Genomic DNA, 18,087 nt, shown 5'->3' with positions numbered 1-18,087 from the left:
TCCGTCAGGTTCACGTCGCGGTGACTCACTCGGCGTCACGCTCCGCGTCCCCGTCGACCAGAAGCGACGAGAGGACGAACTCATCGAGGGCCGCCGCGGTTTCCGCCGGCGCGTCGTCGTCGCCGAGGGTCACGTGGAAACTCCGCGCCCCGTCGAGGGAGTACAGAAGCAGGCGCGCGGTCCTGTCGGGGTCCACCTCGCGGAAGACGCCCGCCTCGACGCCCTCGCGGATGACGTCCGCGAACCGGTCGCGGAGGGTGCGCATGTTCGTCTGCAACTGCTCGCGGTAGGCTTCCTCGTGGGGGGCGCGCATCCGGAGTTCCATCAGGGCGCGCCCGAACCGCGCGTACTCCTCGCCGTCGTCGTCGGGGAGGAGTCGTTCGACGAGGCTCCGCAACCGGTCGTCCGGACTCTCGCCTTCCGTCTCCTCGAACTTCTCTTCGAACCCGGCCAACAGGTGCGCGAGGAACGAGACCAGCAGATTCCGCTTCGTGTCGTAGTGGTAGTGGAGGAGCGACGTGCTCTTTCCGGCCTCGTCGGCGATGTCCCGCATCGTCAGCGAGGCGAACCCGTTGGCGCAGAGCGCCCGGTAGGTGGCCTCCATAACCTCCTCGTGGACGTCTCGCGGCGCGGGAGTGTCTCTGTCTTCGGTCACTAACTGACTAGTCAGTCAGGGAAGGGAAAAGCAGTTTCGGTTCCGCCCGCGCGAGGCGGCACCCGTCGTTACCGCTCCGTCGTCGCGTCGTCGTCCTCGACTTCGATTCGGTGGGGTTCGCTCTGCGTCTGTTCCGACTCGCCGCCGCCGCCGCTCGCGTTCACCGGCAGCTTCTGTCTGACCTCGTTGGCGAGGGACTCGACGCGGTGTCGGACGGTTCGGACCTCCTCTTCGAACTTCTGGACGTTCCGCTCGACGTAGTGGACTCGGTCGCGGGGGACGCGTCGGACCAGGTCGTTGCCCTCCTCGTCGGTCCCCGACATGAACGCCCAGTGGTCCTGCGCGTAGACGACCTGTTCGTTCGAGACGGTTACCTCCTTTTTCCCCTCCTCGGGGTGTTCGTAGACGATCGTCGCTTTCCCCGTCTCGACGGGTATCTCCGGGGCGTCGTCGTTGTCGCGACTCTCGGTGTCACTCATATGTGCCTAGAAGGTACCGACCACAGGGGCGTATGCTCTATGGCGGTTCTCGCAGAATGTCACGTCTCGAAGGTGATACGGCGGGGTGACGCCGTCGAGACTACTCGCGGCTTCCGCCGTCCGCGGCGGCCGAACTCGCCGAACTCCGTCTGCCGACCGATCCGCCGCCTCCCTCGCCGTCGCGCGCGCGTTTCTCGGCGATGCGGTCGGCGCACTCGTAGCCCGCGACGATGCCGCCGTTGAGGCTTCGCTCGGGGTACTGCGCCTCGCTCGCCATCCCGGCGTAGTAGACGCCCTCGCCGACCTCCTCGCTCAGGTCGTACGGGACGACCAGATCGAGGTAGCCGCGCTCGTACACCGGCGCGGCGCGGGGGTTGCGGGCGACGCGGAACTCCGTGACCGAGGCGGGGTCGAACTCGGGGAACATGTCGGCGATCTCGTTCAGCCACACCCGCCGGAGTTCCTCGTCGTCCATCCGCCAGATGTCCTCCTGTTCGTCCTGCACGTAGGCGGCGACGTAGAGGAGGTGTTGCCCGCCGTATCGCTCCTTCGGGACGAAGTTCGTGTGTTCGATGAGCGCGCCGAACGGCGCGTCGTGGGCCACGTTCAGCCAGTAGGTGTCCATCAGCGACTCCTCCATGGTCACGAGGCCGCAGACCGCGCCTTGGAAGTCGATGTCGCACTCGTAGCCGGTGAGTCCTTCGAGGACGTTCGGCATCGCGGCGACGACGACGTCGTCCACCTCGCGCGTCTCCGCCGCCTCGCCCGTCCCGACGGTCAACGACTCCACCCCGTCGTCGCCCATCGAGAGGCCCGTCACCGGCGCGTCGGTGGTGATGTTCTCGCGGCCGACGGCCTCGACGAGGGCGTCCAAGAGGGGTCTGAACCCGCCGTCGAAGTAGCCGAGAATCTCGCCGCGCAGCAGGTCGCGTTCGCCGCGGAAGCGGACGCGGCCGAGGAACCACGCGGCCGACACGTCGTGCTTCCTGTCGCCGAACTTCCCGTCGAGCAGGGGGTCCACGAAGTTCTCGTAGACGCCGCGGGTGGTGTGTTCGACGACGAACTCCTCGATGCCGACGTGTTCGTACTCGCTCAGGTCGTCGTACGCGTCGAAGTCGGGGACGCCACCGCGGACGTCGATACCCTGCGTGAGCATCCCCAGCCTGAACTTGTCGTAGAGGCTCATGTGGGGGTAGGCGGCGATCTGCCACGCGGTGTCGAGGGGGTGGACGACGCCGTCCACGTAGTAGGCGTTCTTGCCGATGCGCCACTCCAAGTCGTCGCCGAGGCCGAGTTCCTCGGCGAGTTCGACGATGGTCTCCTCGGACTTCGAGAGGTGGTGGTAGAACTTCTCGATGTCGTCGCCCGGCGTCTCGTAGACGGCCGCGAGGCCGCCGACTTGGTCGGACGCCTCGAACACCTGAACCTCGTAGCCTCGCTTCCGCAGTCGGTAGGCCGCGGCGAGTCCCGCGATGCCGCCGCCGACGACGCCAATCATGCACCGGGCTACGAGGCGGCGGGAAAAGTCCCTTCCGTTCGTCCGCACTCGCTGCGTCGGACGGAAATCGAGTGACATCGAGCGGACCGTTTCTCCCGTCGTTCGCTACATTTTTATCCGCACTCTGGTAAGCCGTCTCCCATATGCGCACGGTCAGGGCACCCGCGACGAGCGCGAATCTCGGGAGCGGCTTCGACGTGTTCGGCGTCGCCCTCGACCGACCGGCGGACGTGGTCCGCGTGGAGAAAGCCGACGAGACGACGATAGAGGTGACGGGCGTCGGGAGCCAGTACATCCCCGAGGACCCCCGGAAGAACGTCGTCGGGGCCGTCGCGGATGCCCTCGACGCCCCCGCGCACATCCGCATCGACAAGGGCGTCCGCCCCTCCTCCGGACTCGGCTCCTCGGCGGCGAGTTCCGCGGCGGCGGCACTCGCCCTCAACGGACTGTACGACCGCGGCTACTCCCGACAGGAACTCGTCCCCATCGCCGCCGAGGGCGAAGCCGTCGTCTCCGGCGAGGCTCACTCGGACAACGTCGCGCCCGCGCTCTTGGGCGGGTTCACCGTCGCCCGCCACGGCGGGGTGACGGCGGTGGACGCCGAGATTCCGCTCGTCGCCTGCCTGCCCGAGATAGCCGTCTCGACGCGCGACGCACGGCGCGTCGTCCCCTCCCGGGCCGACATGGACGACGTGGTCCACACCGTCGGGTCGGCGGCGACGCTGGCGGTGGGGATGTGCCGGAGCGACCCCGAACTCGTCGGCGCGGGCATGGACGAACGCATCGTCACGCCCGCCCGCGCGGAGCTGATAAACGGCTACTACGACGTTCGTGACGCCGCCTTGGCGGCCGGCGCGACGGGCGTCACCGTCTCGGGTGCCGGGCCGTCGCTTCTGGCCGTCTGCGGCGGCGCCGACCGCGCCCGCGTCGCCAGCGCGATGCTCGACGCCTTCGAGGACGTGGGCGTGGACGCGCGCGCCTACCAGACGAGAGTCGGCGCCGGCGCGACGTTCCACTGACGCACGTCGCACCGGTCACGCCCTCTCGTCCTTCTGTCTCTCGACCCACAGCGCCCCGTCTCCGGCTATCTGGTCCCCCGGAAACGGACGGCCGTCGATGGGAATCGAACGCCGAGTCGGAAGGAGCGGTGGAGGTGTCGCGTCCGTTGGCCGCGGACGCGTTCGCCGATTTCGTCGGTTCGGAACCCATCGTAATTATCGAATCGTAAATATCCCGCCCCTCTTATTCGTTCTCGCGCAAACCCACCCCATCACTTTTCAGTTGTCGGATGCAAGTGTGTGGTATGGCATCCCGTAACAACGGTTCGACGCCGTTTGAACGCTTGAAGAACCGCTACGACAGAGATATGGTGTGTCCCGAGTGCGGATACGACGACGACGAGGGGGAGTGGCTCTCGGAGACCGACGGCAGACGAATCGTCTATCAGCACATCTGCCCGTCGTGTGGGAAGGTCCGCCAGTCCAGTTACACGCTCGGCCGCTAGTGGATTTTTCGCGCGGCGCGACCGTTCGCCGGACTGAATCGGCGAACGGTCACCGGTGACGAGTCGAACGCTGCTCGCAGCGACCGCGTGGAACCCGGTTCGTTCGCGTCGACCGTTTCGAAGCGTCGATACCCGTCGGTGACGAAACCGACGCGAACGAACGAGAGACGGGGGTGAAAAACCGACGGCGAGTATCGACGGAGAGGGTACGCAGAGCGTTCAGACGCCGCGACCCTGCAGTCGCTCTTCTTCGGGGATGTCGGCGTTGGCCTCGCCCTTCATGCCCTTGCCGATGCCGGAGGCGATGGAGGCGAGCGTCTCGGGGTCGTCCCAGTTGTTGACCGCCTCGACGATGGCCTCGCCCATCCGTTCGGGGTCCTCCGCGCCGAAGATGCCCGATCCGACGAAGATGCCGTCGCAGTCGTGGTACATCATGAGGGCGGCGTCGGCGGGCGTGGCGATGCCGCCGGCCGCGAAGTTGACGACCGGGAGGCGGCCCATCTCGGCCGTCTCGTGGACGAGTTCCGCGGGCGCTTCGTTCTCGCGGGCCCACTTCTCGCGCTCTTGGTGGCTCATCCCTTCGAGTTTGCGGATGGAGCCCTTGATGTTGCGCTGGTGGTGGACGGCCTGGTTCACGTCGCCCGTGCCGGCCTCGCCCTTCGTCCGAATCATCGCCGCGCCTTCGTTGATGCGGCGGAGGGCCTCGCCGAGGTTGCGCGCGCCGCAGACGAACGGCGCGGTGAACTCGCGCTTGTCGATGTGGTAACGGTCGTCGGCCATCGTGAGCACCTCGCTCTCGTCTATCATGTCCACGCCGACGGCCTCCAGAATCTGCGCTTCGGTGTAGTGGCCGATTCGGGCCTTCCCCATCACCGGGATGGAGACGGCGTCGATTATCTCCTCGACCTTCTGCGGGTCCGCCATGCGCGATACGCCGCCGCGCTTGCGGATGTCGGCTGGGACGGCCTCCAGCGCCATGACGGCCACCGCGCCGGCCTCCTCGGCTATCCGTGCCTGTTCGGCGTTCACGACGTCCATGATGACGCCGCCTTTCTGCATCTGCGCGAACCCGCGCTTGACGAGGTCAGTTCCCCGGCGGAGTTCCTCCAAATCAGTCTCCTCGGCCATGCTCGGTGCTTACGGGCGAACGCACTTAAGGGCAACCAGTCCGGCCAAATCGCCCGAACGGCGGCCGAACGCCCCGGGATGGACGGGTACGCGAACCGTGAGGATGAACCGGCATCCATTTGAACGGACCGGCCGTGCCGTGAGTCATGGTTTCGTTTTCCGGGCTCTGGAGACTCGTCTCCGGTGACGACGACGAACTCCCCGAACCTGACGGACTCCCGCGGTGGTTGGCACCGCTTCCGCGGTGGTTGGAGAACGTCGGCCTCCGATTCGCGTGGGTCGTCGTCGCCGTCAACCTCCTCGGAACCGCCTTCGGCTTCTGGTACTACGGCTTCCACCCGATTCCGCTCTCGGGCCCGCTAATAACGTGGCAGTTCGCCGCCGAACCCCTCGTCATGTGGCCGTTCGTCCCCGACAGTCCGATGGCGACGCTGTTCATCGCCGGCGCGTTCGCCGCGTGGAAGCTCGACAGGCCGAACGAGTACCTCAACGCCCTCGCGTTCTTCGGGTGCTGGAAGCTCGGCCTTTGGACGCCGTTCGTCCTCGGGGCGTTCTCGGCCGCGTTCCTCCAGACGACGCTGCTTCCGATGTACGTCTTCCTGTTCGTCAGCCACCTCGCGATGGTCGTCGAGGCGTTCGTCCTGCACCGCGTTTCCGACTTCCCGGTGCGGGCCGTCGGCGTCGCCGTCGTCTGGTACGGCTTCAACGACGTGGTGGACTACTTCGTCCCCATCGTCGGCGAACCCCACCACACGTCGCTTCCCCTCCCCGACGCCACCCCCGTCGGCGAGACGACGGTTCTCCACATCGCCGCCGCCGCCGCGGTCGTCCTCACCATCGTGGCGACGTTCTTCGCCCTGAGCACGCGCGTGAAGAAGGTAGAATTAGAACTGGAACGGGAACGCGAACGCGAACGGGACTGACCCGGCGGCGTCGAACGCGGCGCTAGTAGCCCTTTCGGTGACAGACTTTTGACTCGCGGGACCAAACGACGAGCGATGAGCACCCTGTTCGACGCGGTGGCGGAGTTCCCCCTCGAAATCGAGGAGGTGGCGCGAACGCGCCGCGACCGTGACACGTCGAGCGGTTTCGTCCGGACGACGACCACGTTCCACCTCCGCGGAGGCGTTGACGAACGGCGTTCGTCAGCCCACCAGACGCAGTCTGGTGACGGCGCGGAGGGCCGCGGCGAGGACGTGACCTACGACACTGAGGACCACGACGCCCTCGAAGACGCGCCCGAGGACCCCTTCGACATCGTCGGCGAGTACGAGTCGTTCGCGGAGTTCTCGGACTCCCTCGACGACGCCGACCTGTTCCCAACCGGCGGTCCCGAACGGGAGGCGAGCGAACGCTACCGCCGGTGGGCCGTGGAGTCGGCGGGGTTGGACCTCGCACTGCGGCAGAACGACCGTTCGCTGTCGGACGTTCTCGACGTCGACCCCGACCCGGTTCGGTTCGTCGTCAGCACGAGCCTCGGCGACCCGCCGTCGCGCACCCGCGTCGAGTCGATACTGAGCGAGTACCCCGGTACGGAGTTCAAACTCGACCCGACGACGGAGTGGTCCGAGAACGTCGTCGAATCGTTGGCCACGACGGCGGCCGTCCGCATTCTCGACCTGAAGGGCCACTACGCCGGCACCGACGTACAGCAAGAACCCGACCCGCAACTGTACAGAATCGTGCTCTCGGGGTTCCCCGAGGCCGTCGTGGAGGATCCGGGCATCACCGACGACACCCGGTCGCTGTTCGAGGGCGAGGAGGGGCGCGTCTCGTGGGACGCCCCCGTGACGGGCGTCGAATCCATCGAGGACCTCCCCTTCGAACCGTCGTGGCTGAACGTCAAGCCCTCGCGGTTCGGAACGGTCAAGTCCCTGTTCGAGACCATCGAGTACGCCCGAGAGGAGGAGATAACGCTCTACGGCGGCGGCCAGTTCGAACTCGGCGTCGGACGCCAGCACATCCAACTTCTGGCGTCGCTCTTCTACCCCGACGGCCCGAACGACGTGGCCCCCGGCGGCTACAACGACCCCGAGATACCCGACGGACTGCCCACGAGTCCCCTCGACGCGCCGGAGAACGAAATCGGGCTGAAGTGGTCCTGAGGGGGAGAACTCACCCTTCGAGCACGTCCTCGGAGTCGGCGTGGGCGCGGACCCACAGTTCGCCGATGCGCGAGAGTCTCGTCCGGTAGGACTTCCCGCGTTCCTCCTGTTCGATGTAGCCCTTCCCGCCGGGTCCGAGGCGGTCCACGTTGTAGATGACCTTCGACCGGAAGGAGTCGGTGTACTCCTCGTTCATGTCGCGGGCGAGTCGTTCCGCGAGTTCCGAGACGGAGGCGAACTCGCCGTGTTCGCCGAGTGCGAAGAGGATGACCTCCTCGAACGGCTTGACGTTCGAGAAGGAGGCGACCGGCAGTTCGACGATGTGGTTCCCCTCTATCTGCTTCGCGCCGATGGTCGTCCCGCGTTCGTCGAACTCTTCGAGGAGGTCCGACGCCGTCTCGAACCGCTCTCTGATTCGCTCGTCCGCGACGTCCTCGCCGCTCAACAGGTCGTCCAGCAGGTCGCGGCCCGCCCTGAGTTCCTCGGCCAGTTCGCTCTCTAAGTACTTCTCGGGGGCGGTGTAGTAGGTGTGGATGCGGTCTCTGTCCTCCTGCCGTTCGACCATGATGGAGTGGGCGGCGGTGGCGAACGCGAAGGAGACGGGGCGGGGCATCGCGCTGACGTTCACCCACACCTCGCCGGAGTCGCTGTCGTCTAACTCGGCGTTGATGAGGTCGTACGCCTGCTCGAAGGCGGCGTCGTAGTCGTACACGTCGTCCAGTACGACGCGTTCCGTCTCCGCGCCCAGCAGGTTCCTGAAGTCCTTCTCCAGTTTCCCCGAGAGGCGGCGGGAGTACTCGACGTTCGCCTCGCTCCCCACCGCGCCCTCCAACAGGATGACCCGGTCTACGTCCAACTGGTCGCGGATGAGAGGCGCGATGAGCCGGTCGTAGTCAAACCCGACCGGGACGATGTGGGTCTGCATACCTGATAGGGGGGCCTGGCGAGTATAAAAACCACCAGACTACGAGACGGTTGACGATCACAGAATGGGGCACTCAGACAAAATGATTATATGTAAAACAGCCTACAGGCCACAGAATATATCATTTCTGCAGGAGGTAGCAAGGAGTTGAAGACTAAACCCCATCACGAGGAATGATAGGCCGATTAGGAATGCCACCTGTGTAGCTTCCCCCTCTAATTCTCCTAGATACTGTGTTATCCACTGATCGACCATTGGTCTAGTTTCTATTGTTTCAGAATCATATTTGTCAAGGGGAATTATATCATCCTTCCCATAGTCTCCGTCTGGAGACCAATTCGGCTTTTCCATGAGAAACTGGACGCCACTACCAAACCTGTTAGATGGAACTGCCCTTATTAGATCGGGTATATCCTCTATATCTGCCCTTTGACTGCAGATATGAACGATCTCCCTGAATCCTTCATCACCCCTCTGGAGCCTTCTATTCTCAAATAGTGAATGACGTGCTTCTTTGATTTGGTCTATCCGTCTCGTGGGAACGAACGCTCCTTTAACCACTGGTAGCTCTGGAAAGAGGACTAGAGAAGCACCAATTAGATCTAAAAGTAGACCCTCAAGGGTTGCACCGGTAGTCCAAATCTCGTTAGGAGCCATTTGCCAGAAAGTCGGAAGTAGGCAAAAATTAAAGAGTAGTAAAATTGCTAAGCAGATCGGTACTCCCGCTAGATATCCTTTTCTCATCAATTACATCATGAACTAATTTTACTTATAATTTGCATCGGTTGAGATCTCCATACACTATCTAAATGATAGCACAGGATATTCATCTGCTATTAACACGAGTAGACATTCTAAAATCACACGGCCAACAGAACCGCCGTGTAGCCGACCAACCCCGCCGCGAACGCCCAAAAGCGGCTCTGTCGCTCCTCGGGGAGTTCCTCCTTTATCACGTTCAGAATCACGCCGCCCGCGAGGAACGCCAGCAGGAGACTGGGCAGAACCTCGGGGACGGCGACGAGAGAGCCCACGAGGAACCCAAGTAGGACGGACCCCGCGAGAAGCCACCGCCCGACGCGCGTGTACGCCTCCCGGTGGTGTTCGTGCAGGCCGTAGTCGTTCACGACGAAGTGGAGCGCCATCGCCGTGAAGTAAAAGAGCAGGTTCAGGAGGCCCGTCTCCTCGCGGTGGAGGAGGAGGTAGCCGACGAGGCCGTTGTACGCCGAGAACGACCCGAGGTGTATCCAGAAGACGCTCGCGGGGGTTCGCGTCTCCGCGTCGCCGAGAACCTCGTCCCCGTCCGTCTCGCGGCGCGACCGGGCGGCGAGTCGTTCGAGGGCGTAGAAGAGGGCGAACCCGGCGAGGGCGACGATGAAGAGCGAGAGTTCCCCGCCGGCCGCGGCTACGCCGGTGGCCGACTCGCCGCCGGCCATCTCCGCCTGTCGCGCCGTGATCTCGGGGAGGAGGTGGACGAACACGTACGCGATGGAGACGCCGCCGGCGAGGGAGAGCCACTGGCTCCGGGGGATGACTCAAAGCGAGCGAATCCGTCCGGCGACGACGTGCACCGCGGCCAACCCCGCCGCGAGGAGACCGACTCCGAGGACCATGCGGCAGACCTCGGCCGTCGGCACCGTCAATGCGGTGGCGGAATCGCTCGACGCCTACTCGAGGACGGAGACGTCGAGGTGGACGCCGCCGCGGAGGTAGTCCACGCCGATGAACAGGAGAACCGGGACGCTGGCGACGACGGTGATGGCGGTCACGAGGGTGTCCTCGCCGTGTGCGACCGTCGCCGCGCCGTTTACGAGCAGTCCGAGTGCGAGGGCCACGTCGCCGACGCCCGCGAAGACGTACCACGGGACGGGCGAGGGCCCAACCGCGGCCGACGCGCGGAGTCCGGCGAGGAGGACGACGACGCCCGCGACGGCGAAGCACGCCATCGACGCTACCGCGGAGGGCGTGGCGGGTGGACCGAACACGACGGTGAAGAGGGCGAGACCGAGGAGGACGACGACGCCGGGGACGAGGAACAGGCGGCGCTTCATGTCGGCTGGTCGGGAGTACGGCGGGGTGACTCTGCCGACGCGGGACGCTACTCGGCCAGTATCTCGTCGGTCGTCGCCACGGCGGCGAACTCCCCGCGGAGGTGCGCGAGGGCGGTTCGGTGCGTCGTCTCCGCGTCGTACCGTTCGCCGTCCGGCCCCGCGCGGTCGAACGTCGCCGTCGCGTCGGAGACGACGAGCGGCGAGAACCCGAGGTTCTCGGCCATCCGAGTCGTCGTCGAGACGCAGTGGTCGGTCGTGAGTCCGGCGACGACGAGGCGGTCGAACCCCCGTTCGCGGAGCCACGATTCGAGGCCGGTGCCGACGAACGCGCTGTTGACCCGCTTCGTGAACACCGGTTCGTCGGGGTCGGGTGCCGTCTCGGACTTCCACGCGAAGCCGTCGGCGTCGCGCCGAAGCGGCGAGTCCGCCTCCGTCGAGTCGTGCCGGACGTGGACGCGCGGCGCGTCTCGGGCGCGCCACGCGTCGAGGAGTCGCCCGGTATTTCTCTCCGCGTCGGGGTTGTTCCTCTCGCCCCACCGGGGGTCGTCGAATCCCGATTGGAAGTCCACGAGGACGAGAACGGCGTCGCCGTACTCCCGCGCGACGGACTCGTTCATGTCGGTGGGTCGGCGCAGGCGCAGTTTAACGTTCGGGAACGGCGGGACCCCACGACGGGAGAGGGGAGAGAGCGCTCGCGGTCGGTCTCAGTCCGCCCGCAGACCCACGGAGAAGCGGTCCGCGTCCTCGTCCACGGCGGCCGTCGTCAGCGCGGAGACGGAGACGGTGAGGACTAAAGAGAGGAGCATCCCCCAGAGGGCGTAGTCCCACGCGAAGTACGTCGCGCCCAGCACCGTCGCCCCGGCGACGGTCACCTCGGGGAGGAAGACGTGCGCGAGGTAGAACGCCTGTCCGCCGAGGACGCCGGCGAACATCCCCGCTCGCGTCGTGTTCGACCAGTAGAGCGCGACTATCACCGGGAACGCGAGTTGGGCGAACCCGCCGAACGCCGTGTCGCCCACCTCGACGAGCGTCCCCGGTCGAAAGAGGCTGGCGACGAACGTCAGCAGGGCGAACGCGACGACGCCGCCGCGGGCCACCCACGCCTCCCTGTCGTCCGTCGCGTCCGGGGCGACGAACGGGCGGTACAGGTCGCGGGTGAGGTACGACGACCCGGAGAGGAGCATCGAGTCCGACGACGACATCATCGCCGCCATCGCGCCGGCGACGACGAGGGCTGCGAACCACGCGGGCGTGTACTCGTTCAGGAGGACGGGGACGACGTTCGCGCCCTCGGGGACGGAGACGCCCAACCCGGCCGCCCACGACCCGAGCAGGAACGCCGGGACGAAAAGGAGGAGGACGAGTATCGGCCAGAGCGCGAACGACCGCTTCAGCACGCGGGCGTCCTTCGCCACGAAGAACCGCTGGTTTATCTGCGGGAACATGGTCACGCCGAAGGCGATGGTGACGGCGCTGGAAATCATCCACTGCGGCGAGTAGAGGCCGCCGCCGAGTGCGAGGAACTCCGGCTTCGCGGACGCCATCGACGCCGAGATGCTCCCGAGGCCGCCCGCCGCAGAGACGACCCAGACGACGGCCGCCCAGACGATAGAGAGCATGAAGACGCCCTGTAAGGTGTCCGTCCACGCGACGCCTCGGAGGCCCGCGAGGACGACGTACACGATCATGAACAGGGTGATGAGCGCCGCGCCCGCCCAGTAGGGAACTGCGCCGTTCGTCAGGCCGACGATGGCCTCGCCCGCGCCCATCTGCTGGAGCATCACGTACGGGAACAGCCAAAAGAGGCTGACGCCGGCGACGAGTGCGCGGAGGCGCTTCGACCCGAAGCGGTCCCCGAGCATCTCGCCGAGGGTCACGTACCCCCGGTTGCGGCCGATGAGCCACTGGCGGTAGCCGACGAGGTACCAGAGGATGGCGAAGAGAACGCCGTCCATCAGCCCCATCACGAGAATCCACTCCGGCCCGGCGGCGTACGCGAGGTTCGGCCCGCCGAAGAACGTGAACGCCGACAGCAGCGTCGCGAACGTCGTGAACAGGAGGACGACGGTGCCGAGCGACCGACTGGCGAGGTAGTAGTCCTCCGCGTCGCGACTCGTCAAGCGGTACGCGAGTGCGCCCACGGCGACGGAGACGACGAGGTAGGCGCCGACGACGCCGAGTTGGACCGGCAGGTCCGTCCCCGCCATCTCAGCGCACCTCCCCCGTCTCCGTCGCCATCAGCCTGTCCCACGCGCCGAGCGAGAACGCGTAGAACGCCGCCGACGCGACGAGCATCCAGCCGATGTGCCACCACAACCACAGCGGAAGTCCGGCCCACGTCGTCGCGTCGCGCCACATGAACCACGGGACGGCGAACACGACCAACAGGGCGAACACCCCGTACCAGAGGTAATCCGTCTTCAACCCCGTCATTGGAACCGACTTGTTACCCTCTCGACCTAAATGTTATCGTTCGAGATTCGATTGCGCTAACCGAAGAGAAATATTCTTCGAAAGGGCGAGTCGGGGGGACACCGACTCCCACGGGGTATAAACGCGAGTCGGGCGACTGGACCGACATGCAGACCGCCGTCCAACTGTACACCCTTCGTTCGCTGGACGCCCCGCTCCCGGAAACCGTTCGCCGCGTCGCCGAGGCGGGGTTCGACGGCGTGGAGTTCGCCGGCCTCGGCGACGACGAGAGCGCGGTCGCCGACGCGCTTTCGGACACCGGTATCGCCGCCCCGTCCGCCCACGTCGGCATCGAAGCCCTCGAATCGGACCCCGCGGCCGCCGTCGAGACGTACGGCGCGTTGGGGACCGATTCGCTCGTCGTCCCCTACCTCGACCCCGAGCACTTCGCGGACGCCGACGCCGCCGACGAAACCGCCGCCCGCCTCGACGCCGTCGCCGGGGACGTTCTCGGCCTCGGCTACCACAACCACGAACACGAGTTCGTCGAGGTGGAGGGGGAGTACGCCCTCGAACGCGTCGTCGCCGACGCCGACGTGGCACTCGAACTCGACGCGGGGTGGGCCCACGCCGCCGGCGCGGACCCCGCTTCGCTCGTGGAACGGCACGCCGACCGAATCGACGTGCTCCACCTGAAGGACGTGGTCACGGACGCGGACGCGCCGCGCGGCGGCCGGCCCGTTGACCTCGGAGAGGGCGACGCCCCCCTCGACGCCGTTCTCGACGCCGCGCGGGAGGCGTCCGTCGAGTGGGTCGTCTTCGAACACGACGACCCCGACGACCCCCTGGAATCGCTCGAACGCGCGGCGTCGTGGTTGGCGGAGCGAGGACTGTAACGCCCGAACCGACGACTTCGCGCCCGCCGTCGGAACCGACCGCCGGCGACGCATCAACGACTCTCGAATCGCGTCGCCGGTACGATAGTTATTTGCCGACAGCGAACGAAATATAAGGGTGTCATCGGGCTTCCCATGACGTCATTCACATCATCAAACCTCGAAAGGGGGGTTCATCAATGGACGATACAGCAAAATATCTCATTCACGCCGCCATCACCGCCGACGGCGTCGTCGAACGTTCGGACGTCGTCGGCGCCATCTTCGGGCAGACCGAGGGTCTGCTGGGAGACGAACTCGACCTCCGCGACCTGCAGCAGTCGTCGAAAGTCGGTCGGATAGACGTACAGATAGAGAGCGAGAACGGCCAGTCGTTCGGGCGAGTCACGATAGCGACCAGTCTCGACAAGGTCGAGACGGCCATCCTCGCCGCATCGCTCGAAACCATCACGCGCGTCGGCCCCTGCCAAGCCGACGCCAGAATCACGGACATCGAGGACGTCCGCGAGGCGAAGCGACGGGAAGTCGTCGAACGCGCCAAGGAGCTCCTCGCGGAGTCGTTCGACGACACCGTGATGACCTCCACGGAGATTCTGGAGGAGGTCAGAGAGAGCGTCCGCGTCGAGGACATCACCGAGTACGAGGGCCTCCCCGCCGGACCGCGCGTCGTCGATTCGGACGCGATAATCGTCGTCGAGGGCCGCGCGGACGTCTTGACCCTCCTAAAGTACGGCATCAAGAACGCCGTCGCCGTCGAGGGGACGAACGTCCCCGCCGACGTGGCGGAGCTGACGCAGGACCGGACGGTCACCGCCTTCCTCGACGGCGACAGGGGCGGCGAGCTCATCCTGCGGGAACTGTCGCAGGTGGGCGACGTGGACTACGTCGCGTTCGCCCCCGAGGGCACGTCCGTCGAGGACTTACCCCGCCACGAGTTGATGTCCGTTCTCCGGAACAAGATCGCGTTCGAGATGCTCCCCGACGACGGGAACTTCCGGGACGCCGCGACCGACTCCGCGGCGGACGCCGGAGGTGGGGGGACGGACCCTCGGCAGGGGTCGCCGACGACTGAGTCGGCGACTCCCACCCCCGAGATGGGGTCCGACGGAGACGAGCGAGACGAGGAATCGACATCCGACGACGCCGACGACGCGCCCGCCGAACCCCCCTCGGAGGGCGGGACGCCCCCGGAGGGCGGCGGCGAGACGCCGGACGTGGCGGTGAACGTCGCCGACGCGGAGACGGGCGAGTCCGCCGCCGTGGTGGCGACCACCGCGCGTGACGCCCCGCCCGCCGATATCGGGGGCGGGACTGCGGACTCCGCGCCCGTCGAAGCGGTGACGACGGATGCGGCCGCCGACGCGGGGGCCGGAACCGCGACGAACGGCGTGGCGACGACCGCCGACGCGGCCGCCGGCGCGTCCGAATCGTCCCCCGACTCGCCGGCCGACGAGGGGGACGCGGCGGTCGAAGACGCCAAGAAGTCGCACCCGCCGTCCCTGCGCGACCACGTCCGGGCGGTCGTCGGCGATTCGACCGGGACGGTCCGCCTCCTCGACGACGAGTTGCGGACTGTCGCGGAAGCGCCCGCCGGAGACGCGTTCGACGCGGTCGAGAGCGCCGAATCCGCGCCGTACGCGGTCGTCCTCGACGACGAACTCTCGCAACGCGTCCTCGATGTGGTCGCGCAACGCGGCGTCAGTCACGCCGTCGCCGCGTCCACCGGCGAGTTCGTGAAGCGACCGGTCGGCGTCCGGGTCCTCGCCGCGTCGGACCTGTTGGCCGCCGCCGAGTGAGGGCGTCCGCCGCCCTCGCCGCGCCCGATGAGTTCTCTCAGACGGTTCGCTCGTAGACGAGTGCGTCGCCCGACTCGAAGAAGTCCCGACGCCGCCCGGCGACTTCGAACCCGTGCGCCTCGTAGAGCGACCGGGCCGCCCCGTTGTCGGGCGCGACGGTGACGGTGACCCGCGTACCGGGCGGTCGCTGTCGGAGGTACGCCGTCAGGAGGTCAGACGCGCGCCCCTCGCGGCGGCGGGCGGGGGCGACGACCACCTCCGCGACGTGGCCCTCGCCGTCGGAATCGACCGCGAGAAGGTAGCCCGCCGGCCGGTCCGCCGTTCCGTCGCCGTCGGCGGAGACGAGGAGCGTTCCGACGCCGCCCGCCGGGACCGCACCGCCCTCGTCGCCCGACGCCACCGAGGCGTCGAGGAGCGACGGCGACGGTTCCGCGAGGTGCGACTGGAGGGAGGAGAGCGCGGACCGGTCGGACGGGCGGGCCGGTCGGACGGGCATCAGACGAGTGCGGCGAGGGCGACGACGGTGCTGACGAGTGCGCCGACGACGGTGGCCGCGAAGTTCACCGCCTCGTTGCCGATGCGGTCGCCCTCCACCGTCGCGCCGAGGAGGCTATCGACGGTCATGCCGACGACGCCGCCGAGGAGGACGACCGACGCGCCCGCGAGCGCCACGTCCGAGAAGACGACGTAGGCGAAGGCGGCGACGATGCCCGCGCCGGCGACGCCGGCGAGTTCGCCCTGCCACGTCACGCCGCCGTCGGTGCCGGGCGCGACGGTTTCGAACGTCGTGATGAGGCGGGGGTTGTCGTACAGCCCGCCGATTTCCGAGGAGAGCGTGTCGCTCATCGCCGCCGCCAGCGACCCGGCGAAGGCGTACTGGAAGACGCTCGCGCCGACGGGAAGCCACGGACTCGCGGCGAACAGGACGACGGCGACGAGGGCGACGGCGGCGTTGCCGAGGACGTTGCCGGTGCCGCGCGCCCCGTCGTTGTCCTCGGCGACGCCGCGGTCCTTCTTCGCGTCGTACTTGAACTTCGCCGAGAGGCCGCCGATGGCGAAGAAGGAGATGAGGACGGCGAACCAGCCGAACCCGCCGAAGACGATGGTGAGAAGCCCGAGGAGGACGCCCGTCAGCATCCCCGGGACGGACGCCGTCCCCAGCGCGTACGAGACGTAGCCGAAGAAGACGGTGACGACCAGGGCGAGGGTGATTTCGACCGGCGCGACGGAGTCGGCGAGGAAGTCGAACAGCCACAGCAGGAGTCCCGCAGAGAGCATCACGAGCGGGTCGTCCTGCTCGAAGAGGACTTCGCGGACCAGCGCCGCGACGAGGGCGGCGGCCGCCGCGAGGAAGGCGAAGCGCGGGAGGAGAACCTCCGCGCCGACGTACGACGCGACGGCGGCCTGCGCGAGGACGCCCGCGAGGAAGCCGCCGAAGACGAAGCCGGCGGTGCCGAGGAACGGGTCGTCCGACGTCTCGGCGACCAGCTCCGCGCCGAGGTTGCCGTAGGCGAGGACGACGACGGCGGCGACGAACAGGTCCACCGGGAGGTCCATCACGGTGGCGAAGATAGCCAGTCCGGCCGCGGCGAGCGCGAACCCCGCGAGGCCGTTCAGCCGGCCGTCCTGTCGGTCTCCGGGTCGGGCGAACAGCTCGAACAGCGGACCGTCGGTGATGACGAACGCGGCGAACAGTGCGACGGCCGCGAACGGTGCGAACGCCGCACCGTTCAGCGCCGGCGCCGCCAGAGCCAGCGTCCCCACCACGGCGAACCCACCCGCTCGCCGAAGCGTCGAATGCACACCGTTCGATATCTCAGACTCGCACTTAACGCTCCCGACATTGCCCGTCTCCGTCTGACGGTTCCGGCGCGGCCGGGCGGCCGGGGCGACGGTTCGCCCGAATCGGTGGGATTTACTCGCGCCGCCACGGAGCATGCGGCGTGGGACTGTACGACCGGTACCTCGCCCTCCGCCACAGACGACACGAGTCCGACCCCCCGGAGCACGTCGCGGTGGTCATCACCGAACGCGACCTGTTGGAGCAGGGCGCGTACGACACGTTAGAGGAGTTCCTCGACTGGGCGTTCGAGTACGGCGCAGAACAGGTCACCGTCTCGGTGAGCGTCCTCGACGAAGCCGTCGTGCCGACGCTCGAACGGGAACTCACCGAGGTGCAGAGTCCGCGAACGCTCGCCGTCCGTGGGCCGGGCGACACGGAACGCGTCGATACGCCCGTGCAGGTGAGCATCGGCCTCGGCGGCAAACACGAGTTCGCCGAGGCCGTCCGCTCCATCGCCGCGGAAGTCGAAGCGGGGAGGCTCTCGCCCGACGACGTGGACGAGGAACACGTCGAGGAGCGACTCGTCTTCCCCGACGAACCCGACCTGGTGCTGAAGACCGGCGCGGAACGGCTCTCGGACTTCATGATATGGCAGTCCGTCTACTCGGAGCTGTACTTCACCGACGTGAACTGGCGGGACTTCAGGAAGCGGGACTACCTGCGGGCGGTGCTGGATTACCAGAACCGACAGCGGAGATTTGGTCGCTAAACCGAATCACGCCGGACCAAAGTCCAGCGGCGGTTCGGCCGGTAGGCCGAACGCTGTTGCGAGGGATGCGAGCAACAGAAATTCGG

General features: G+C 67.0%; 20 protein-coding genes. 7 read left to right on the top strand and 13 right to left on the bottom strand.

Annotated elements, in window-relative coordinates; translation table 11 throughout:
* Positions 1-25: 25 nt before the first annotated feature.
* The 3 genes from ACFQEV_RS04525 to ACFQEV_RS04515 all read right to left on the bottom strand — a co-directional run bounded on the left by ACFQEV_RS04525 (position 26) and on the right by ACFQEV_RS04515 (position 2,632).
* The gene (locus ACFQEV_RS04525) at positions 26-604 is read right to left on the bottom strand and encodes a TetR/AcrR family transcriptional regulator (RefSeq protein ID WP_379694530.1); all 579 of its coding nucleotides are present in this window, start codon (positions 602-604) and stop codon (positions 26-28) included.
* A gap of 119 nt (positions 605-723) precedes the next feature.
* Positions 724-1,134 carry a hypothetical protein gene (locus ACFQEV_RS04520; RefSeq protein WP_379692982.1) on the bottom strand — a complete coding sequence of 137 codons (411 nt, stop codon included), beginning with the start codon at positions 1,132-1,134 and terminating at the stop codon, positions 724-726.
* A 100-nt stretch (positions 1,135-1,234) separates the two neighbouring features.
* Entirely contained in the window at positions 1,235-2,632 is a 1,398-nt protein-coding gene (locus ACFQEV_RS04515; protein ID WP_379692980.1) for an NAD(P)/FAD-dependent oxidoreductase, read from the bottom strand.
* A gap of 143 nt (positions 2,633-2,775) precedes the next feature.
* Here ACFQEV_RS04515 and ACFQEV_RS04510 point away from each other — a divergent pair, with 143 nt between their 5' ends.
* Both ACFQEV_RS04510 and ACFQEV_RS04505 read left to right on the top strand, forming a co-directional pair.
* The gene (locus ACFQEV_RS04510) at positions 2,776-3,651 is read left to right on the top strand and encodes a homoserine kinase (RefSeq protein ID WP_379692978.1); all 876 of its coding nucleotides are present in this window, start codon (positions 2,776-2,778) and stop codon (positions 3,649-3,651) included.
* Between the two features lie 284 nt (positions 3,652-3,935).
* Entirely contained in the window at positions 3,936-4,136 is a 201-nt protein-coding gene (locus tag ACFQEV_RS04505) for an HVO_0649 family zinc finger protein (protein WP_379692976.1), read from the top strand.
* 219 nt (positions 4,137-4,355) lie between these two features.
* Here the strand turns inward: ACFQEV_RS04505 and pdxS are convergent, their stop codons facing one another.
* The gene (gene pdxS, locus ACFQEV_RS04500) at positions 4,356-5,264 is read right to left on the bottom strand and encodes a pyridoxal 5'-phosphate synthase lyase subunit PdxS (RefSeq protein WP_379692974.1); all 909 of its coding nucleotides are present in this window, start codon (positions 5,262-5,264) and stop codon (positions 4,356-4,358) included.
* Positions 5,265-5,410: 146 nt separating this feature from the next.
* Here pdxS and ACFQEV_RS04495 point away from each other — a divergent pair, with 146 nt between their 5' ends.
* A complete protein-coding gene (locus ACFQEV_RS04495) occupies positions 5,411-6,187 on the top strand; it encodes a DUF1405 domain-containing protein (protein ID WP_379692972.1) in 777 nt (258 codons plus the stop codon).
* Between the two features lie 75 nt (positions 6,188-6,262).
* The gene (locus tag ACFQEV_RS04490) at positions 6,263-7,369 is read left to right on the top strand and encodes a hypothetical protein (protein ID WP_379692970.1); all 1,107 of its coding nucleotides are present in this window, start codon (positions 6,263-6,265) and stop codon (positions 7,367-7,369) included.
* Positions 7,370-7,379: 10 nt separating this feature from the next.
* On the opposite strand, the gene ACFQEV_RS04485 is transcribed toward ACFQEV_RS04490, so the two are convergent.
* The 7 genes from ACFQEV_RS04485 to ACFQEV_RS04455 all read right to left on the bottom strand — a co-directional run bounded on the left by ACFQEV_RS04485 (position 7,380) and on the right by ACFQEV_RS04455 (position 12,778).
* Complete coding sequence (locus ACFQEV_RS04485) at positions 7,380-8,294, bottom strand: HFX_2341 family transcriptional regulator (RefSeq protein ID WP_379692968.1); 915 nt, start codon at positions 8,292-8,294, stop codon at positions 7,380-7,382.
* Positions 8,295-8,396: 102 nt separating this feature from the next.
* The gene (locus tag ACFQEV_RS04480; RefSeq protein ID WP_379692966.1) at positions 8,397-8,951 is read right to left on the bottom strand and encodes a hypothetical protein; all 555 of its coding nucleotides are present in this window, start codon (positions 8,949-8,951) and stop codon (positions 8,397-8,399) included.
* A gap of 203 nt (positions 8,952-9,154) precedes the next feature.
* Positions 9,155-9,775 (bottom strand): hypothetical protein, encoded by a 621-nt coding sequence (locus ACFQEV_RS04475; protein ID WP_379692964.1) that lies wholly within the window; start codon positions 9,773-9,775, stop codon positions 9,155-9,157.
* 186 nt (positions 9,776-9,961) lie between these two features.
* Complete coding sequence (locus ACFQEV_RS04470) at positions 9,962-10,345, bottom strand: hypothetical protein (RefSeq protein WP_379692962.1); 384 nt, start codon at positions 10,343-10,345, stop codon at positions 9,962-9,964.
* A 47-nt stretch (positions 10,346-10,392) separates the two neighbouring features.
* Positions 10,393-10,962: a cysteine hydrolase family protein gene (locus ACFQEV_RS04465; RefSeq protein ID WP_379692960.1), complete on the bottom strand. Its 570-nt coding sequence runs from the start codon at positions 10,960-10,962 to the stop codon at positions 10,393-10,395.
* Between the two features lie 87 nt (positions 10,963-11,049).
* Positions 11,050-12,552: a sodium:solute symporter family protein gene (locus ACFQEV_RS04460; protein ID WP_379692958.1), complete on the bottom strand. Its 1,503-nt coding sequence runs from the start codon at positions 12,550-12,552 to the stop codon at positions 11,050-11,052.
* Position 12,553: 1 nt separating this feature from the next.
* Positions 12,554-12,778, bottom strand: coding sequence for a DUF3311 domain-containing protein (locus ACFQEV_RS04455; protein WP_379692955.1), 225 nt, complete (start codon positions 12,776-12,778; stop codon positions 12,554-12,556).
* 146 nt (positions 12,779-12,924) lie between these two features.
* Here ACFQEV_RS04455 and ACFQEV_RS04450 point away from each other — a divergent pair, with 146 nt between their 5' ends.
* Entirely contained in the window at positions 12,925-13,653 is a 729-nt protein-coding gene (locus tag ACFQEV_RS04450) for a sugar phosphate isomerase/epimerase family protein (RefSeq protein ID WP_379692953.1), read from the top strand.
* 179 nt (positions 13,654-13,832) lie between these two features.
* The gene (dnaG, locus tag ACFQEV_RS04445; protein WP_379692951.1) at positions 13,833-15,449 is read left to right on the top strand and encodes a DNA primase DnaG; all 1,617 of its coding nucleotides are present in this window, start codon (positions 13,833-13,835) and stop codon (positions 15,447-15,449) included.
* A 37-nt stretch (positions 15,450-15,486) separates the two neighbouring features.
* On the opposite strand, the gene ACFQEV_RS04440 is transcribed toward dnaG, so the two are convergent.
* Together ACFQEV_RS04440 and ACFQEV_RS04435 are read right to left on the bottom strand one after the other, a co-directional pair.
* On the bottom strand, positions 15,487-15,945 hold the full coding sequence (locus ACFQEV_RS04440) for a GNAT family N-acetyltransferase (RefSeq protein WP_379692949.1): 459 nt from the start codon (positions 15,943-15,945) through the stop codon (positions 15,487-15,489).
* Positions 15,945-17,252 carry a DUF92 domain-containing protein gene (locus tag ACFQEV_RS04435; protein ID WP_379692947.1) on the bottom strand — a complete coding sequence of 436 codons (1,308 nt, stop codon included), beginning with the start codon at positions 17,250-17,252 and terminating at the stop codon, positions 15,945-15,947. The genes ACFQEV_RS04440 and ACFQEV_RS04435 overlap by 1 nt, the downstream gene beginning before the upstream one ends.
* 140 nt (positions 17,253-17,392) lie before the next feature.
* Between ACFQEV_RS04435 and ACFQEV_RS04430 the strand changes: the two genes are divergently transcribed.
* Positions 17,393-18,001 (top strand): undecaprenyl diphosphate synthase family protein, encoded by a 609-nt coding sequence (locus ACFQEV_RS04430; RefSeq protein WP_379692945.1) that lies wholly within the window; start codon positions 17,393-17,395, stop codon positions 17,999-18,001.
* The last annotated feature ends 86 nt before the right edge of the window (positions 18,002-18,087 follow it).

Origin of the sequence: Halopelagius fulvigenes (assembly GCF_042662625.1) — an archaeon.
GTDB lineage: Archaea > Halobacteriota > Halobacteria > Halobacteriales > Haloferacaceae > Halopelagius > Halopelagius fulvigenes.
The sequence above is the reverse complement of the archived record's forward strand: the minus strand, read 5'-3'. Positions and strand labels throughout refer to the sequence as shown.

What these genes read in the sequence shown, in the direction of transcription:
- ACFQEV_RS04525 (WP_379694530.1), bottom strand. Translation starts at nt 604, where the DNA reads ATGGAGGCCACCTACCGGGCGCTCTGCGCCAACGGGTTCGCCTCGCTG.
- ACFQEV_RS04520 (WP_379692982.1), bottom strand. Translation starts at nt 1,134, where the DNA reads ATGAGTGACACCGAGAGTCGCGACAACGACGACGCCCCGGAGATACCC.
- ACFQEV_RS04515 (WP_379692980.1), bottom strand. Translation starts at nt 2,632, where the DNA reads ATGATTGGCGTCGTCGGCGGCGGCATCGCGGGACTCGCCGCGGCCTAC.
- ACFQEV_RS04510 (WP_379692978.1), top strand. Translation starts at nt 2,776, where the DNA reads ATGCGCACGGTCAGGGCACCCGCGACGAGCGCGAATCTCGGGAGCGGC.
- ACFQEV_RS04505 (WP_379692976.1), top strand. Translation starts at nt 3,936, where the DNA reads ATGGCATCCCGTAACAACGGTTCGACGCCGTTTGAACGCTTGAAGAAC.
- pdxS (WP_379692974.1), bottom strand. Translation starts at nt 5,264, where the DNA reads ATGGCCGAGGAGACTGATTTGGAGGAACTCCGCCGGGGAACTGACCTC.
- ACFQEV_RS04495 (WP_379692972.1), top strand. Translation starts at nt 5,411, where the DNA reads ATGGTTTCGTTTTCCGGGCTCTGGAGACTCGTCTCCGGTGACGACGAC.
- ACFQEV_RS04490 (WP_379692970.1), top strand. Translation starts at nt 6,263, where the DNA reads ATGAGCACCCTGTTCGACGCGGTGGCGGAGTTCCCCCTCGAAATCGAG.
- ACFQEV_RS04485 (WP_379692968.1), bottom strand. Translation starts at nt 8,294, where the DNA reads ATGCAGACCCACATCGTCCCGGTCGGGTTTGACTACGACCGGCTCATC.
- ACFQEV_RS04480 (WP_379692966.1), bottom strand. Translation starts at nt 8,951, where the DNA reads ATGGCTCCTAACGAGATTTGGACTACCGGTGCAACCCTTGAGGGTCTA.
- ACFQEV_RS04470 (WP_379692962.1), bottom strand. Translation starts at nt 10,345, where the DNA reads ATGAAGCGCCGCCTGTTCCTCGTCCCCGGCGTCGTCGTCCTCCTCGGT.
- ACFQEV_RS04465 (WP_379692960.1), bottom strand. Translation starts at nt 10,962, where the DNA reads ATGAACGAGTCCGTCGCGCGGGAGTACGGCGACGCCGTTCTCGTCCTC.
- ACFQEV_RS04460 (WP_379692958.1), bottom strand. Translation starts at nt 12,552, where the DNA reads ATGGCGGGGACGGACCTGCCGGTCCAACTCGGCGTCGTCGGCGCCTAC.
- ACFQEV_RS04455 (WP_379692955.1), bottom strand. Translation starts at nt 12,778, where the DNA reads ATGACGGGGTTGAAGACGGATTACCTCTGGTACGGGGTGTTCGCCCTG.
- ACFQEV_RS04450 (WP_379692953.1), top strand. Translation starts at nt 12,925, where the DNA reads ATGCAGACCGCCGTCCAACTGTACACCCTTCGTTCGCTGGACGCCCCG.
- dnaG (WP_379692951.1), top strand. Translation starts at nt 13,833, where the DNA reads ATGGACGATACAGCAAAATATCTCATTCACGCCGCCATCACCGCCGAC.
- ACFQEV_RS04440 (WP_379692949.1), bottom strand. Translation starts at nt 15,945, where the DNA reads ATGCCCGTCCGACCGGCCCGCCCGTCCGACCGGTCCGCGCTCTCCTCC.